Origin of the sequence: Paraburkholderia dipogonis, assembly GCF_042680985.1 — a bacterium.
Taxonomy (GTDB): Bacteria; Pseudomonadota; Gammaproteobacteria; order Burkholderiales; family Burkholderiaceae; genus Paraburkholderia; species Paraburkholderia phytofirmans.
The window spans coordinates 96365-112097 of sequence record NZ_JBHUFR010000030.1 but is presented as its reverse complement, the minus strand read 5'-3'; the positions used below and the strand labels follow the sequence as shown (position 1 = coordinate 112097).

Here is a 15733-nt window from a genome sequence, read left to right as displayed (position 1 = left end):
ACGCGACCCAAAAAAGAAAGAAGGCTCTTCACGCGAATGCGCGAAGAGCCACAGAACAGGCCGGCGCAAAAGCTGCCGGCCACGCACTCCCCCGTCAAACGAACGCCGCCACTCCGGTCAGCGCGCGCGAAATGATGAGCTGTTGGATCTCCGTCGTGCCATCCGGGATCGGGATGATGATCGCTTCGCGCAACAGACGCTCGACGTTGAACTCCTTCGTGATCCCGTTGCCGCCGTGCAGTTGCACGGCGTCCCGGCACACCTTGACGGCGGCTTCAGTGGCGAACGCCTTGGCCATCGAAGCCTGCATGTCGCAACGAACGCCCGCGTCGATCAGGCCGAACACGCGCTGACACATCAGGCGCGACGCGTCGACCATGATCGCCATGTCGGCGAGCTTCGCCGCGATCAGCTGATGCGCCGCGATCACCTTGCCGAACTGCTTGCGCTCCTTCGCATAGGCGATGGACTCCTCCAGCGCGGCGCGCATGATCCCGACCGAGAGCGTGCCCACGTGCGCGCGCGCGTTCTCGAAGACCTTCATCGTATTGCGCAGCCCTTCTCCTTCCTCGCCGATCACGTTGGCGGCCGGCACGCGAGCATCGGTGATGAAGATCTGCGCGGTGGACTGCGACCCGAGCGCGATCTTGTCGATGTTGCGCGACTCGTAGCCATGCTCCTTGCGGTCGATGAGGATGTGCGAGAGACCTTTTTCGCCGCGCACGGTGCAGATCAGTACGTCGGAATAGACGCCGTTGGTGATCCAGGTCTTTTCGCCATTGACGATGAAGTGGTCGCCGTCGCGCACTGCGCGCGTTCTCAGTTCAGCCACATTCGAGCCCACGTCCGGCTCGCTGATGCCGATCGAGCCGAAGATCTTGCCGGCCAGCACGCCGGGCATATAGCGCTCGCGCACTTCCGGCCGGGCGTTGGTCAGCATGGCCGCGAGGCCCATGTTGAGCATGACGCACAGCGCGATATCGCACGAGCAGGCCACGAGTTCCTCGAAAAGCATGCCCTGGGTGGTGAACGACCAGCCCATGCCGCCGTATTCAGCAGGGATGGTGCAGCCAGGCAGACCGAAATCGGCGATTCGCTCCGTGAGCTCGCGCATCTTTTCTTTCGGAATGAAGCGGTCGCGATACTCCTTGGCAACAGGTTTGACTTCCGCTTGCAGAAACTTCCGAAAGCTCTCGACGGCGAGGTTCTGCTCTTCCGTGGGCAGTTGATACGGCATGGTATGTATTCCCTGAATGGTTCTGGTTAGGCGCGACCGAAGATGCCGATGTGGTCGATGCTCTCTTCCACACCCCACAGCCCGCCGCCGTTGCCCTGGATCGCGAAGCGAGCGCCTTCGACCTGGCGCGGACCGCATTCGCCGCGCAGTTGCCCGACCAGCTCGAAGATCTGTCCGAGGCCCGTCGCGCCTATCGGATGTCCCTTCGATTCGAGGCCGCCCGACGGGTTGATCGGCAGACGCCCGCCAATCGTGCTCTCGCCGCGCTCGGCCATCACGCCGCTCTCGCCCGGCTTGCACAGGCCAAGGTTCTCGCACAGCGCGATTTCGCCGATCGACGACGCGTCGTGCAGTTCGGCTACATTGATGTCTTCGGGCCCGATGCCGGCTTCTTCATAGGCGAGCTTCGCCGCATGAACCGTGATGTGGTTGGCGAGATCCTCGCCTGCGCGCGCCGAGGCAGAGCGCACGATCGTCGCAAGCACGCGCACCGCACGATTGCGGTCGAAGCCATATCGCTTCATCGCGGATTCCGTGCACAGGATCGCGGCGGCGGCGCCATCGGAAATCGGCGAGCACATCGGCAACGTAAGCGGAAACGTGATCGGCGGCGCCGCGAGAATCTCGTCGATCGACATCGGCTTGCGATATTGCGAGCGCTCGTTGTGCACCGAATGACCGTGATTCTTCGACGACACGGCGGCGAACTGGCGCTGCGTGATGCCGTAGCGCGACATCAGCTGGCGGCCGATGCCGGCATAGACATCCATGAATACGCTGTACGGCTTGTCGGACTGCGTGCCCTGCGGCACCGTAACGCCTTTGCCCAATTCGACCATCTGCGCCACGTTGGCTTCGGCCGTTTCGATGTCCCATGCGGAGTCGAACACGGAGAACATACGCGCCTTGTCGCTCGAGTACATCTTCTCCGCGCCAACGGCCAGCACGACGTCCGCCATGCCCGCGCGCAGCTGCGTCACGGCGAGGTGAAATGCGCTGCTTGCCGACGCGCACGCGCTTTCGATGTTGTGGATTGGAATACCGCCGAAGCCGAGCGGGATCAGCGACACCTGGCCACGGATCATGTGCTGGCCCTGCATGTGACCCTGCGTCGTGTTGCCGAAATAGGCCGCTTCGACCCAGCCGCGCTCACAGCCCGAGTCCTTCAGTGCGTCTTCGACCGCCCAGGCCGTAAGCTGCTTGACCGATTTGTCGAGATGACGACCGAACGGGGTCATGCCCATGCCGACGATGTAGATGTTTTCCATTGTGTATCCGATAGCTTCGTGTAGAGTTCAGCAGCCCTTGAACTGCGGTTCGCGCTTTTCCGCAAATGCGCGCAAGCCTTCCTGAACGTCGTATGAGCGCTGATGGTTGCGCAGCTCCAGCAACTCATGGCGCAGTGCGTCCGCTGCCGATTTGTCGGCGGTCTCGTTGGCCACGCGCTTCATACGCGCCAGCACGAGCGGACTCTTCTTCGCGAACTTGTGGGCGAGCGCCTGAGCGCGAGGCCTGAGATCCGCGTCGGCCAGTACCTCGTTGACGAGGCCGTAGCCCTTGAGCTCGGCGGCGCTCATCGCGTCGCCCGTGAAAAGCAGGTAGCGCGCAACGTTCGCCGGTACTTTGCGCGGCAGAATCGCGGCGCCGCCGGCACCAGGGAAAACGCCGAAATTCGAGTGCGCGTCGCCAAGACGCGCCGACTCGGCGGCGAGCACCACGTCGCACGCGAGCACCACTTCGAGACCGCCCGCCAGCGCAAGGCCGTTGACCGCGGCGATCACCGGCTTCGGGAACGCGCGCAGCGTGTCGAAAAACTCGACAATCAGTTCCAGGAATTCCCGCTTGCCTGGCTGCGCGGCCTCGGCGGCCTCGATCAGGTCGGCACCGGCGCAGAAAGCGCGGCCGTTGCCGGTTACGACCAGGACCCGTACGGCATCGTCGTTGCGCCACGCATTCAACTGCGCGATCAGGCCCGTCGTCATCTCACGATTCAAACTGTTCATGGCTGCGGGACGGTCCAACGTCAACCAGCCGACCGAGTCCACCACTACATGCGAATAACTCATCTCCCCTCCGGAATCTTGCGAACGAATGTGATCGCCGCTTCGGTTGTGGTAAGTTAGTTTTCGCAACTTCGGATAGCACCCCTCGTTGTGAGGGGGCCACCCGCAGGCACATATTTGCGAAGGTGCAGATAACGGTGTTCAGCACCCGCCTTCACATGCCGTATCGCCCGGACTGGGTCACGCCTTGAATACACCGACGCCCAAACATCTCGTTTCCACCAAGTTTTCCCCGCCGCGTATCGGCGCGAAGTACATCACTCGCGTGGATCTGCTTGCGCAATTGCAACGCAAGCGTCATTGCCGGTTGTCGCTCGTCACCGGCAGCGCGGGTTATGGCAAGACAACGCTGCTCGCGCAATGGCGCAAGGTTTGCCTGAAGGCGTCCGCCGAGGTCGCGTGGCTCGCGCTCACTGCCGACGACAAGGGCTACGCCGATTTCTCCACTGCACTGTTCGCCGCGATGCAGCGCATCGGCATTTCGGTGGCGACGGACCTGTCGCTCGAAGTAGCCGGCGCAGCGGCCATGGATGCAGCCATTGCGGCCATCGTCGAAGCGGCGGTCGGATTGCCCAAAGAGCTGTACCTGATGATCGACGACTATCAGTACGTCGAGGCGCCGCTCGCGCACAAGTTCATGCAGAAACTGGTCGATCAGGGGCCAGGCAATCTGCATTTCGTGATCGGCTCGCGCCTCACGCCGCCGCTGAGCCTGAGCCGCCTGCGGATGATGGACCAGATCGTCGAACTGGACAGCGACGGTCTGCCCTTCGATCTCGCGGAGACACGCAGCTTTGTCGATGAAAACCTCGGCCCCGGCAAGATCAACGCCGACGAACTCACGCTCATTCACGAACTGACTGGCGGATGGCCGTCGTGCATCCAGCTCATCATCATCATGCTCAGAAACCGGCCCGATGCGCGGGCCGCGCTCGGCGACCTGATCTGGCGCTCCAGCGACCTGCAGGCTTATCTGAGCGAAGAGGTCATGGCGCAGCTTCCCGCCGAGCTGTCCGAATTCGCCGTAGCGCTCTCGATCTTTCGCCGCTTCAGCGCGCCACTTGCCCGTGAGGTCACCGGCAACGAACGCGCCGCCGATCTGCTCGAACGCATGGAAGACGAGAACCTGCTGATCACCCGCGTCGACTCGGACGACCGGACCGCGTGGTATCGCTTTCATCCGCTTTTCGGGGAGTTCCTTGCAACCCGCCTCGCGCGTCGTGAAGGCGATGCCGTGCGCGACTTGCATCGGCGCGCGAGCCGCTGGTTCGCCGCGCACGGGCTGCTCGCCGAAGCGGTACGCCACGCGAGCGCGGGCGAAGACGTCGAGTTTGCCGCGTCGGTCATCGAGCGCGCGGCGCCAGCCACGTGGAGCGTCGAATATCTCGGCCCCACGCTCCATCTGCTTGAACGGTTGCCGGAACAAACCCTGCTTAGCCATCAACGGCTGCTGTTCATCGCATGCCTGACGGTCGCGCTCACCACACGCCCGGCCAAGGCGAAGGCATGGCTCGCGCACCTGCAGGCAACCGCGGCGTCGGCGGACCCGGAGATCGCCAGCAGCCTGCCGCTGGTTCATGCCGCCATCGCGTTCCAGCACGACGACACGCAACGCATGATCGAGCTGCTCGAACCCCATCGCGGCGACACGTTCGACAATCCCTTTCTGCAGTATCTGCTGGTCGCCGAACTGTGCGCGGCCTACGCCGCGGCGGGCCGCTTTACTGAAGCGCGGCGCCTCTTCAATCTGCACCCAGTCCCGCCGGCCGAGCGCAACAACGACATGGCGCTCGTCGCACAGGCGACCCGTGCGTCGACGATACTGCTCGAAGGCAATGCGCGCGAGGCGGAACGCGAGAGCGCGGGCCTGCTCACCCGTTCCGTGCAGGCGGTGGGCCGCCATTCGATCAGCGCCAACATTTGCGCGAGCGTGCTGGCCGATGCCTGTTATGAACTCGACCGCATCGACGTGGCCCGCGAAACCATTGCCAACCGTCGCGGCCTGCTTCATTCTTCCGGCCCCGACGTATTGATTCACACGTCGCTCTGCCGGGCGCGTCTCGACCTGCTTCAGGAAAGCGCCGACGCGGCGCTCGACTTCGTGCAGCAGCAGACCGCACACCTGCGCAGCATGCGCCAGATCCGCGCGGTCGCGCACATGCTGGCCGAACAGGTCAAAATCCTGCTCCTCAAACACGACCACGCGGGCGCGCTCGAAACGCTGACGCTACTCGATGAAATCGCCGAGGCTCATGCCGCCGAACAAGGCTCCAAGGCGGAAATTCCTGCAATTGCAGCACTCGCGCGGGCGCGCGTGTTGCGCCACGACCAACCTGAGGAAGCGCTGCGGGCACTGCAAATCACCCGCCGCCATGCCGAGGCATTTGGCCGGGGCAGGCTTGCCGCACTTGCGGATCTGCTATCGGCCATCGTCTTCGCCGAGCAACGCAGCGACGACGACGCGCAGGCATGCTTCGCCCGCGCCGTGGAGGCAGCGCAGCGCTTGGGTCTCGTGCGTACCTTTGTGGATGAAGGCGCGGCCGCCGGCAGGTTGCTCGCAAAGATGGTGCGCGAGGGCAAGCTGGAGGGAGCAACGCTGCAGTATGCAACGGGCCTGCTCGAGAAGTTTCCGGACAGCGCGATTTCCGAGGGGCTGGCAGGCAATGCGCGCCGTACGGGCGCATCGAAACTGCAGCCCGTGCTCACTCAGCGCGAGCTCGAGATTCTAAGTCTCGTCGGCCAGGCGATGTCGAACAAACGCATTGCCCTCGCGCTCGACATTACGATCGAGACGGTGAAGTGGAATCTGCGCAATATTTTCAGCAAACTCGGCGTGTCGAGCCGCTATGACGCGATGGTCTGGGCTCGCAAGCAGGAGCTGATCCGCTAGCTTCGATCCGTCCGGTCTGCCCAGACCGGCGCGCATGATCGAACCGGAGATATCGGGTATCGGCCATAGCGGATACCCTCTTTGTTAATGGATCATTGCGTCTCGACGGACTGCGTTTCGAATATGACGGGTTGTCCGAGTTCAGCCCACGCCTGGGCCATCGGCAAATAACGTTTCTCGATCGCGCCGCGCCTGATCTTCATGGTTGGCGTGAGCAAGCCATTGTCGGACGTCCAGGAATCCGCGACGACCACGGCGAAGGCGAGCTTTTCGTGATCTTCAAGCGTGTCGTTGACCTTGTCGAGCATGCCGCGCAGATCGGCACGCAAGGCATCGTACGCAGGCGCGTTCTGAAGCTCGCCTCGCGCGGCGGCTGACAGCATCAACAGCGCGAACGGCTGGGCGAGCCCCGGCCCCGTCGCGCACACGGCTTCAACTTTTGGATGACTCAGCTTGTTCTCGATGGGCGCGGGAGCCACATATTTCCCCTTGCTGGTTTTGAAGTTTTCTTTCACCCGCCCTGTAATTTTCAAACGGCCGAGTTCGTCAAGTTCGCCGCAATCGCCGGTTTTGAAGAAGCCGTCCTCGGTCATGCTTTGCGCGGTCAAATCCGGCTCCCTGTAGTAGCCGAGCATCATGGTCGGCGCCTTGAGCAGAATCTCGCCATTGCCGGCAATCCGGCATTCGACACCCGGCATGGCCTGGCCGGAATAGCCCGACCGCACTTGCCCCGGACGGCTGTAATGCGAGTACGAGAAGTTCTCCGTCATGCCGTATACGTCCAGTAACTCCAGGCCGAGCATGCGATACCAGTTCGTGATTTCCTCAGGCAGCGGCGCGGAGCCGGTAAAGGCGATCCTTGTCGCGTCGAGCCCGAGCATCGTGAGGATCTGCTGCTTGATGACCGTGGCTTCGGGGCTCGCCGTGTCAAGCAAGGACTGCTGGCTCGCGGGTAGTTTCGCGCAGACGCCCTGATAGAACTTGGTCCACAGTCGCGGCATTGAAATGAATACGGTCGGCCGCGCGCGATGCAAGTCCTGAACGAAGGTAGCAAGACTATCGTTGAAGAAAACCTGGAAACCGTGGCAAAGCGAGTTCGATTCGACGAACGAACGCTCGGCCGTATGTGCGAGCGGCAGATAGGACAGAACACGGTCTGCCGGAGTGAAGCCGCAGAATTCACCTGCCTGCGCCGCATAGGCAAAGATCGTCCCGAAGCTGTGCAGGACGCCCTTGGGACGGCCGGTGGTGCCCGATGTGTAGATGATGGTCGCCAGTTCGCCCGGAGCCGGCAGGTGAATGTCTCGCAACGGCGCCTGGCTCGCGACGATATCGTCCCAGTGAAGAGCCTCCGGCACGGGCGACATGGGCAAGCCAATCAACCGCACATGCGGCGGCACTGCTTTGCGAATCTCATTCCAGCCGTCGGTCTTGCCGTCAAGCTTGCCGACGAACAGCAAACGAACGTCGCAGTGCTCGAAGATGTACTGCGCGGTGTCCGCGTTGATCGTTGTGTAGAGTGGTACGGAGAAGTGACCGGCCATCCAGATCGCCAGATCCGCGATGATCCAGTGCGCGCTATTTTTCCCGACTATCGAGATCGCACTGCGCGGCGGCAGTTGCAACGACTGCAAATACCCAGCCATGCGCCGGGCCTGATCGCCGACCTCCTGCCAGGTGTACTCGACGACCTGTCCGCCCGGCATCGACTCGATGAGGTAGGGTGTATCAGGCTGCACACGCTCCCAGTGCACAAAGCGATGAATCAGGGTGTCCGAATTCGTACCGCTCATCTCAGTCTCCATATATTTTTCTGCGGTCCGGCGCCATGCCGGCAGTTGCACCTTTCCGGGCCGCCGGTTGCCGGCGCCTCAAGTCCGCCGCGAACCGCCGCATCGACCAGCGCCTTTTCTCTATGCAACATTCAGATGCAGGGTAAGGCACGATAAGCGATCCGGGCAACAAATTCTCCCCCCCGTAATTAGGGGTGACTGCGCGGCACGCCGACACGAATATTGCGCCCATGATGGACCGGCGCGTTCGAGGCAATGTTGGCGTCTATCGTGCGAACCCGACGGCAGCTCGAGCGGTGTTCAGACCATGATTCGTCCTGCGGCCGTCAACCGTACCGTCGCCGCCCATCTCCACCATGGAAGGAGACGACATGAAACGTATCATCCCAGCCTTGCTTCTGGCGGCAGGAGCGGCGCTGGCCATCTCGCACCTGGCCGGCGCGCAGACGATCACCGAACCCACGAAGCAGCCGGGGCTGGCGGGTTATGACCAGCCTAATCAGTATCTGGCGGCCCGCACGGTCAAGCTCGCGGACAATATGGAACCGGCCATCGCGCACGCGGATCAGCAGCAGGAGGCCGTCCGCAAGCTGGAAGCCCTGCAGAAGAAAACCGGCAAGCGCCCCAACGTCGTGATCTTCCTGCTCGACGACGTCGGCTATAGCGATTTCGGCTTCAACGGCGGCGGCGAGGCGGTGGGCAACGCCACGCCCGACATCGACCGCATCGCGAATCAGAGTCTTATCCTGAGTTCGGCGTACTCGCAGCCGAGCTGTTCGCCGACCCGCGCCACCATCATGACCGGCCAGAACATGGCCCACCATGGCATCCAGATTCCACCCATGTACGGCCAGCCGGGCGGCCTCGCAGGATTGACGACGTTGCCGCAGTTGCTCTCGCGCGCCGGCTACACGACGCAGGCCGTCGGCAAGTGGCACATGGGCGAAAACTCCGGCTCGCAGCCGCAGAACGTCGGCTTTGACGACTTCCGCGGCTTTCTCTCCGTGTCCGACATGTACACCGAGTGGCGCGACCCGCAATACAACCCGGAGATCGCACTGAGCCCGCAGCGTTATCGCTACATCCTCAATCTGCCGTTCAACAAGAGCGACGTGCACGCCGTCAAGGGCGGCCAGATCGAAAGCCTGTACGAGATCAACACCGACACCATCAAGGATCTCGATACCAAGTGGCTCGACTACACAGTCGGCTTCCTCGACCGGCAGAAGAACGCCACCAAGCCGTTCTTCCTGTACTACGCTCCGCGTGCCTGCCACTTCGACAACTATCCGAACGAATACTACAGCGGACGTTCGGCAGCACGCACGAACTATGGCGACTGCATCGTGCAGGTCAACGACATATTCAAAAAGCTGATCGACACGCTGCAGGCGAACGGCGAGCTGGACAACACGATCGTCTTCTTCGCATCGGATAACGGCCCCGAGCAGGAGGTGCAGCCGGCTGCCCGCTCGATGTTCCGCGGCGGCAAGGGCTCGACCTGGGAAGGCGCGGTGCGCTCGCCGTTCTTCGTCTACTGGAAGGGAATGATCGAACCGGGCCGCTCGGACGGCCTGTTCGACTTCGCCGACATGTTCAACACGTCGGTGGCGCTGTCCGGTACGCCGGGCGCGGGCATCGCGAAGCTGGTCCCGGCAACGACCTATCTCGACGGCATCGACCAGACCTCGTTCCTGCTCGCCGACAAAGGCGTCTCCAACCGGCGCAGCGTTTTTTACTTCTGGAACGACGAGCTTTCGGCTGTGCGCGTCGACGAGTTCAAGCTCATGAAGAAGTTTCAGCTTCCCGACGCCGTCACGCAGAAAGGCTACAACGGCGGCTTCTCGGGAATGCTCGGCAATGCGTGGACCGCGCTGGTCTTCAACCTCTACACGGATCCCAAGGAAGAGGAGTCGATCGCGATCCGCCATATTCCGGTCAGCGTGCCGCTCGTGATGGAGTTCGCCCGCTATCAGCAGGTGCTCAAGAAATACCCCCCGAAAACCCAGGCCTCGCTGAAGTAGGCTTGACCGCGCCGACGTCCCGTCCGATGTCGGCGCTTCTGGCATTGGAAACAGCAATGAAGTTAGCGAACAAGCATTGGTACGGGGCGGCCGCGGTCGCGATCGCTCTTGTCATCGCCGGCACCGCTCTCGCCGCGTATGAGCACGTCAAGGGCCCCGCACCGCTTGCCGTCGGCGACGGCGTGGCCGGGCCGAAAGACATGGTGTGGATCGCGGGCGGCGATTTCATGATGGGCAGCGAGCATCCGCGCGCACTGCCCAACGAGCGGCCCGCGCACGAGGTGAAGGTTCATGGCTACTGGATCGACCGCTACGATGTCACCAACATGGAATTCGCGCGTTTCGTCGCCGCGACCGGCTATGTCACGACAGCCGAACGCAAGCCGCGCTGGGAAGATCTGGCGGTTCAGTTGCCGCCCGGCACACCGCGCCCCGCCGACGACACGCTCGTCCCCGGCGGCCTCGTCTTCACCGGCAGCGACGCGCCCATCGCGCTGAACGACTACTCGCGCTGGTGGAAATTCGTGCCCGGCGCCAATTGGCGGCATCCGGGTGGACCGGGCAGCAGCATCGCCGGCATGGATCATCATCCCGTCGTGCAGGTCTCCTACGAGGATGCGCTCGCTTATGCGCACTGGGCGCACAAGCGGCTGCCGACCGAAGCAGAATGGGAGTACGCGGCACGCGGCGGCCTCGAGCAGGCCGATTATGCGTGGGGCAACGAGTTCGCGCCAGCCGGCAAAAAGATGGCGAACACCTGGGACGATGCAGCCCGCCCGTTCCCCGTCACTACGGACCGTGACAACCACGAGAAGGTTCAAGTGGGGACGAGCGTGGTGGGCAGTTTCGCGCCGAACGGCTATGGTCTCTACGACATGGCTGGCAACGTCTGGCAATGGGTCGCCGACTGGTATCGCGCGGACGCGTTTCGCGTCGAGGCGGCGTCCGGACAGGTGGTTAGCGATCCTCACGGCCCGGCCTCGAGCTACGATCCCGACAACGGTCCGACCGCCGCGGCTCCTGAACGCGTGACGCGCGGCGGTTCGTTCCTGTGCAGTGAAACTTACTGCATCAGCTACCGAACCAGCGCGCGCCGCGGCACGGACCCGATGAATGGCATGTCGCATCTCGGCTTCCGGCTGGCGATGGACGAAGACGAGTGGAAGCGGAAGTCGCGCCATTGAGGTGACGCTGGTGCCTGCCTGGATTCCGGGCACCTCGAAAAAGAAAACGGTGTCTCGGGTTCACTTGCTGCGAAGGCGACAAGGTCCTCCCGGATCTCATTTACTTTTCAACCCATCACGCCAGGCGATCGCTTCGAGTTCAACCCGGACTGCGTCCTCGACGGCAACAACGGGGTGCGCCCGAAATTCAAATGCGGGGAATGTCGAGCAAACCTTGTGAACCGCCAACGGATCGTCGCAGTCGACCAGCATGTGGCCACCCCACTCCCCGACACGCACCACGAAAAATTCAATCTTGAAGTTCTCTGGCGCTTTCCACTGACCAAAGACATCAAGGATTCGCTTCTGCGCATTCTCGTACTCCAAAGGCGAACCTTGTGTGCGTTCGAACCAGCTAATGATGTACTTCATGGCCATCCTCCTTCTACATATCGATGTCGCCAGAAAGCTCGCCGTTTGGTCGGGCTAGCGAATCAGCAAACCACAACTGGAGCAGCGGCGACGAATGCCCATTGCTGTTGCCCGTCTTATGTGCCGCTTCGAAGCGGTCAGTGAGGGTCGTTTTACATGTTTAAAGTAGCTTAGTTCACGGCAAAAGACATTCGAGGGAGATGTCACTGCGAGCGGTGGTTCACGGCCAATTACCTGCTATTCACCGCTACTATCGACCAGGCACGCAACGCGCCGGCGCCAGCTCAAGACGACGCGCTATTGCGCCGCGCTGCTTCGATGGCAGGCGAGGCAACCGGTAGCGTGGCCCTCCGGTTGCCCTGCCAGACCCGCCAGGCGATCGCAGGGCTGAGCAGCGACGCCGGCGGCGTCGTCAGATTGACGACCTTCAGAAACGCAATCGCCAGCGTGCTGTCGCGCGTGGCGGCACGGTGAAGCTTGCCGATATACCAGTTGATGAAACGCAGCATCGGCGGGCGCGCGCCTTTGACTTGTGGATGGCGGAGGTCGTTGCCCACCGCGATGTCCCACGGAATATCGACGATCTTCGCGGCCGCCCTGAAGAATCGGCGCGCAAGATCTTGCGAACCCGTGCGCAGGCATCGCTGCAGCGCCAGCGCTTCCTCCGCCGCGACCGTCATGCCCTGGCCGTAGACAGGGTTGAAGCTGCAGATGGCATCGCCGAAAACCAGATAATTTCGCGGGAAGCGTGCGAGCTTCTCGTACCGCCGACGCAGATTGGAGACATAGCGATAGCGCCTGTAGTCGGTGAGCGGCTCCGCTCTTGCGACCAGGTCGTGAATCTCCATGGTCGGCAGCGTCGCCAGATAGGCGAGAAAGCCGGGGTCGTTGCCGGGTGCATCGTCGCCGAGAAAACCGCCGGTGCTGACGATCCAGCTATCGTTTTCCTGCGCAAGCACGACGCCGTTGCGCCAGTTCGGCGCACTCCCGGCGACAACGATACCGTGCTTACCGTCGAGATCAGTCGGCCGGCGTCGATAGGTACGGGTCATATAGCAGATGCCGATCTCGACCTCCTCCTTGGCGGGCGACGGGTAGCCGAGCTCCTCGAGCCACGGCGCACTGGATGAGCCACGGCCAGTCGCATCGACGACAAGATCCGCCTCGATGGTCTCTTCGGTCCTGCCCTCGACACATGCGCGCACACCGGTCACGCATCTGCGAGCGGGGTCGGTGGCAAGACCTCGAACAGCGCAATTTTCCACGACGCGCACGTTCGTCAACCCCGACAGCCGCCGGCGCAAATGACCTTCGAGCACGGGGCGGCTCGCCAGCAGACCGGTCAGGTCGCTCGCGCCGTTGGCAAGCCTGACGTTGCGGCCAATCCAGATCACGTCATTGGCGACATCGCCGATCAACCCGTTGCTTTGCGCGACAACCTCGTTGTTATATCCGGGGAAGAATTCGTCGAGTATCGCGCTGCCGCGCGCAAGGAGCCCATGGGTATGACGGCCTTGCGGCACCCCCTTGCGCGGCAGGTCAGTTGCCGCAAGCCCATCGCGTTCGAGCACGGTGACGGTGGTGAAGAAATCCGACAAGACGCGGGCGGCGAGGAGCCCGCCCATGCTGGCGCCGATCACGATTGCATGTTCGCCCAGGTTCTTCATGGCAATTCTCCAGTTCAATCCAACGCGATGCGTCCGGTGACCATCGCTTACATGGAATGGTAGGATTGCCTCGTCCCCTGAGCGTCCCCCGGACGCCATCATTGAGAGTCGACTCGCCATGGCTCTGTTCAGCCTGCGGACGCTTGGCTTTCCGGAGATCCGCCGCGACGGCCGGCTCTGCCCGTTGCCCTTGCGCAAAGGCCTGGCCCTGCTGGTCTACCTGGCCGAAGCGAATGGCCCGGTCGCGCGCGATGCCGTCGCCGCGATGTTGTGGCCCGAAGGCGGCGACGAGGTTGTACGGGCGCGGCTGCGGCGTCTGTTGCATCGCCTCCAGCACACGCTCGGCGACGAGGTTCTCGCGACAGACCGGTCAACCGTCCGATGGTCGGCGGCGATCAGTCTGCAAGTGGATTCCCAACTGTTCGAGCAAGCCTGCGATCGTGGCGACTTCGAGCGGGCGTGCCGCCATTATTCCGGCGACTTTCTCGAGGGTTTTTCGCCCGGCGACTGCCCGCAGTTCGACGAGTGGGCTTTTTTTCGCAGGGAGGCTTTGCGAAGCCGGGCGATCCAGGCACTCGAGCGAGTTGTGCACGACAAGAACGCCGCCGGCGACTACACGGCCGCAGCCGCGCACGCCGGCCGTCTTGTCGAGCTCGATCCGTTCAGCGAAGTGTACGGGCGGCACCTCGTCCGCAATCTTATGCTCGCCGGAGACCGGGCCACGGCCCAGCGGCACCTCGCGGCCCTGACCCAACGGCTTCGCGACGAGCTCGATGTGGCGCCCGAATCCGAGACCCTCGCCCTGCTCGATGCCGGCGCGGCGTTGCCCTTCGAGGACCCGCCGTCGACGCGCTACGTCAGCGGTGGCGGCGTCCATCTCGCGTACCAGACCTACGGCGCCGGCCGCATCGATGTGCTGGTGCTGCCCGGTTTCGTGTCTCACGTCGAACGAGTGTGGGAGGAGCCTCGCTGCCGGGCCTTCCTCTCCTCTCTTGCCGGGATGGGCCGCCTCATCCTGCTCGATCGACGCGGCGTCGGGCTGTCCGACCGGGTCGGGTTCAACCCGGCCGTCGACGCGACCGCGCAGGACATCGGCACCGTGCTGAATGCCGCCTGCAGCCGGAGGGTCGTGCTGTTCGGCGCGTCAGAAGGCGGACCGGCATGCATCAGGTTTGCCGTCGATCACCCCTGTCGGGTCGCAGGTCTCATTCTGTTTGCTTCGTTGGCGAAGGGAACCGCAACGCGCGACTATCCTCACGCACTTCACGCCAGTCAGTACGACATCTGGCTGCAGCAACTCATCGCAGCCTGGGGCGGCCCCACGGGCATCGAGACATTCGCGCCGAGCCTGTCGGGCGACCCACAGGCAAGAACCTGGTGGGCCGGCTTGCTGCGGGCCGCGTCGAGCCCGGGCGCCATCAAGGGTGTGCTCGAGGCTTTGCGCGACATGGATGTGCGGCATCTGCTGGGCCGAATTTCCGTGCCGACCCTGGTGCTGCATCGTCACGACGATCGCGCCGTTCGCATCGGCGCGGGCCGACATCTCGCCAGCCATATCGCGCAGGCGCGATTCGTCGAACTCGACGGCGCCGATCATTGGGCCTTCGCGGGCGATCAGCAACCCGTCCTCGATCACATCAGGCAATTTGTCGGCAGTCTCGCTGGGTAATCGCGACCAGCAGATGCGGCACAAGACGTCCGTTCGCGCAGAGCGCGGTTCAGAGGGAATAAGCCACATCGACTGCGCGCGAATGGCCCGATATTCATGTGTGCCTTCGTGCAGCGCACCGGCGTTTTGCACCGCCAAATCGCATGCTTCGGGAGACGGACCGCACATGCAGTGTTTGACGCAGCGCGCCTTATGCGGCACTGCGCAAACCACGCCAGTCACATCGGCATACCCTGCATGCGCCGGGCGAAGCGTATCCGCTCGGCTCGGTCCATCAAATCCAGGAATTGATCCGTGCCCATGTGAATCAGCGCTTCATGGTCGCCGGCCTCGAAATACACGTCGGGCTGCAGGGCGAGGCTCTCGTCGAGATAGGTTTGCATGCCGTAGGCCGTACAAACCGGCGGGAGCGCTCCCGCGTCGCAATCCTTGAACAACTCCCGCAAATCGGTCTCCTTGGCTAGCAGGAGGTGGCGTCCGGTCTTTGCCCAAAGCTCGGACAGCCGCACCGCGTAGGTCGACGGCAACACCGTTGCCACATAGCCATGCTCGTCTTCGAAAAGCACTGTCTTGGCGAGGCGATCGCCGGGAATATGCGCTGCCGACGCGGTTTCGACGCTGGAATGACTGTACGGATGATGCACGATTTCGTACTGCGAGCCTTTGCTGCGCAGGCAGTCCTGGAGCGTGGCTGACATTGACATGACACACCTCCACTGGAAGCAGACCGGAAATGCTTTCGCAAGATCCTTTAAGAATAGTTCGCTTTCGCTAGCGCGTGAGAAACATGCGCAC

11 protein-coding genes are annotated in these 15733 nt (G+C 62.9%); 4 read left to right on the top strand and 7 right to left on the bottom strand.

The window, feature by feature from the left end; all coding sequences use genetic code 11:
• Positions 1-94 precede the first annotated feature (94 nt).
• The 3 genes from ACFSNN_RS32785 to ACFSNN_RS32775 are packed head-to-tail and all read right to left on the bottom strand — an operon-like array spanning position 95 to position 3303.
• Positions 95-1237 carry an acyl-CoA dehydrogenase family protein gene (locus ACFSNN_RS32785; protein WP_134464718.1) on the bottom strand — a complete coding sequence of 381 codons (1143 nt, stop codon included), beginning with the start codon at positions 1235-1237 and terminating at the stop codon, positions 95-97.
• Between the two features lie 26 nt (positions 1238-1263).
• The gene (locus tag ACFSNN_RS32780; protein WP_134464720.1) at positions 1264-2505 is read right to left on the bottom strand and encodes a thiolase family protein; all 1242 of its coding nucleotides are present in this window, start codon (positions 2503-2505) and stop codon (positions 1264-1266) included.
• Positions 2506-2532: 27 nt separating this feature from the next.
• Positions 2533-3303 carry an enoyl-CoA hydratase/isomerase family protein gene (locus ACFSNN_RS32775; RefSeq protein ID WP_134464722.1) on the bottom strand — a complete coding sequence of 257 codons (771 nt, stop codon included), beginning with the start codon at positions 3301-3303 and terminating at the stop codon, positions 2533-2535.
• 184 nt (positions 3304-3487) lie between these two features.
• Between ACFSNN_RS32775 and ACFSNN_RS32770 the strand changes: the two genes are divergently transcribed.
• The gene (locus ACFSNN_RS32770) at positions 3488-6190 is read left to right on the top strand and encodes a winged helix-turn-helix domain-containing protein (RefSeq protein WP_134464724.1); all 2703 of its coding nucleotides are present in this window, start codon (positions 3488-3490) and stop codon (positions 6188-6190) included.
• Between the two features lie 92 nt (positions 6191-6282).
• Here ACFSNN_RS32770 and ACFSNN_RS32765 read toward each other — a convergent pair whose 3' ends face one another.
• On the bottom strand, positions 6283-7983 hold the full coding sequence (locus ACFSNN_RS32765) for an AMP-binding protein (RefSeq protein WP_134464726.1): 1701 nt from the start codon (positions 7981-7983) through the stop codon (positions 6283-6285).
• A gap of 371 nt (positions 7984-8354) precedes the next feature.
• On the opposite strand from ACFSNN_RS32765, the gene ACFSNN_RS32760 reads away from it, so the two are divergent.
• Positions 8355-10007, top strand: coding sequence for a sulfatase-like hydrolase/transferase (locus ACFSNN_RS32760; protein WP_134464728.1), 1653 nt, complete (start codon positions 8355-8357; stop codon positions 10005-10007).
• Positions 10008-10063: 56 nt separating this feature from the next.
• Positions 10064-11191, top strand: a complete 1128-nt coding sequence (locus ACFSNN_RS32755; protein ID WP_134464730.1) for a formylglycine-generating enzyme family protein — start codon at positions 10064-10066, stop codon at positions 11189-11191.
• Between the two features lie 96 nt (positions 11192-11287).
• Here the strand turns inward: ACFSNN_RS32755 and ACFSNN_RS32750 are convergent, their stop codons facing one another.
• Together ACFSNN_RS32750 and ACFSNN_RS32745 are read right to left on the bottom strand one after the other, a co-directional pair.
• Positions 11288-11602, bottom strand: coding sequence for a DUF3303 domain-containing protein (locus ACFSNN_RS32750; protein WP_012426969.1), 315 nt, complete (start codon positions 11600-11602; stop codon positions 11288-11290).
• Between the two features lie 284 nt (positions 11603-11886).
• Positions 11887-13269: an FAD-dependent oxidoreductase gene (locus ACFSNN_RS32745; protein WP_134464732.1), complete on the bottom strand. Its 1383-nt coding sequence runs from the start codon at positions 13267-13269 to the stop codon at positions 11887-11889.
• Positions 13270-13387: 118 nt separating this feature from the next.
• On the opposite strand from ACFSNN_RS32745, the gene ACFSNN_RS32740 reads away from it, so the two are divergent.
• On the top strand, positions 13388-14938 hold the full coding sequence (locus ACFSNN_RS32740) for a bifunctional AfsR/SARP family transcriptional regulator/alpha/beta hydrolase (RefSeq protein WP_134464734.1): 1551 nt from the start codon (positions 13388-13390) through the stop codon (positions 14936-14938).
• Positions 14939-15156: 218 nt separating this feature from the next.
• Here ACFSNN_RS32740 and ACFSNN_RS32735 read toward each other — a convergent pair whose 3' ends face one another.
• The gene (locus ACFSNN_RS32735; protein ID WP_134464736.1) at positions 15157-15642 is read right to left on the bottom strand and encodes an aminoacyl-tRNA deacylase; all 486 of its coding nucleotides are present in this window, start codon (positions 15640-15642) and stop codon (positions 15157-15159) included.
• Positions 15643-15733: the final 91 nt, after the last annotated feature.

What these genes read in the sequence shown, in the direction of transcription:
- ACFSNN_RS32785 (WP_134464718.1), bottom strand. Translation starts at nt 1,237, where the DNA reads ATGCCGTATCAACTGCCCACGGAAGAGCAGAACCTCGCCGTCGAGAGC.
- ACFSNN_RS32780 (WP_134464720.1), bottom strand. Translation starts at nt 2,505, where the DNA reads ATGGAAAACATCTACATCGTCGGCATGGGCATGACCCCGTTCGGTCGT.
- ACFSNN_RS32775 (WP_134464722.1), bottom strand. Translation starts at nt 3,303, where the DNA reads ATGAGTTATTCGCATGTAGTGGTGGACTCGGTCGGCTGGTTGACGTTG.
- ACFSNN_RS32765 (WP_134464726.1), bottom strand. Translation starts at nt 7,983, where the DNA reads ATGAGCGGTACGAATTCGGACACCCTGATTCATCGCTTTGTGCACTGG.
- ACFSNN_RS32760 (WP_134464728.1), top strand. Translation starts at nt 8,355, where the DNA reads ATGAAACGTATCATCCCAGCCTTGCTTCTGGCGGCAGGAGCGGCGCTG.
- ACFSNN_RS32755 (WP_134464730.1), top strand. Translation starts at nt 10,064, where the DNA reads ATGAAGTTAGCGAACAAGCATTGGTACGGGGCGGCCGCGGTCGCGATC.
- ACFSNN_RS32750 (WP_012426969.1), bottom strand. Translation starts at nt 11,602, where the DNA reads ATGAAGTACATCATTAGCTGGTTCGAACGCACACAAGGTTCGCCTTTG.
- ACFSNN_RS32745 (WP_134464732.1), bottom strand. Translation starts at nt 13,269, where the DNA reads ATGAAGAACCTGGGCGAACATGCAATCGTGATCGGCGCCAGCATGGGC.
- ACFSNN_RS32740 (WP_134464734.1), top strand. Translation starts at nt 13,388, where the DNA reads ATGGCTCTGTTCAGCCTGCGGACGCTTGGCTTTCCGGAGATCCGCCGC.
- ACFSNN_RS32735 (WP_134464736.1), bottom strand. Translation starts at nt 15,642, where the DNA reads ATGTCAATGTCAGCCACGCTCCAGGACTGCCTGCGCAGCAAAGGCTCG.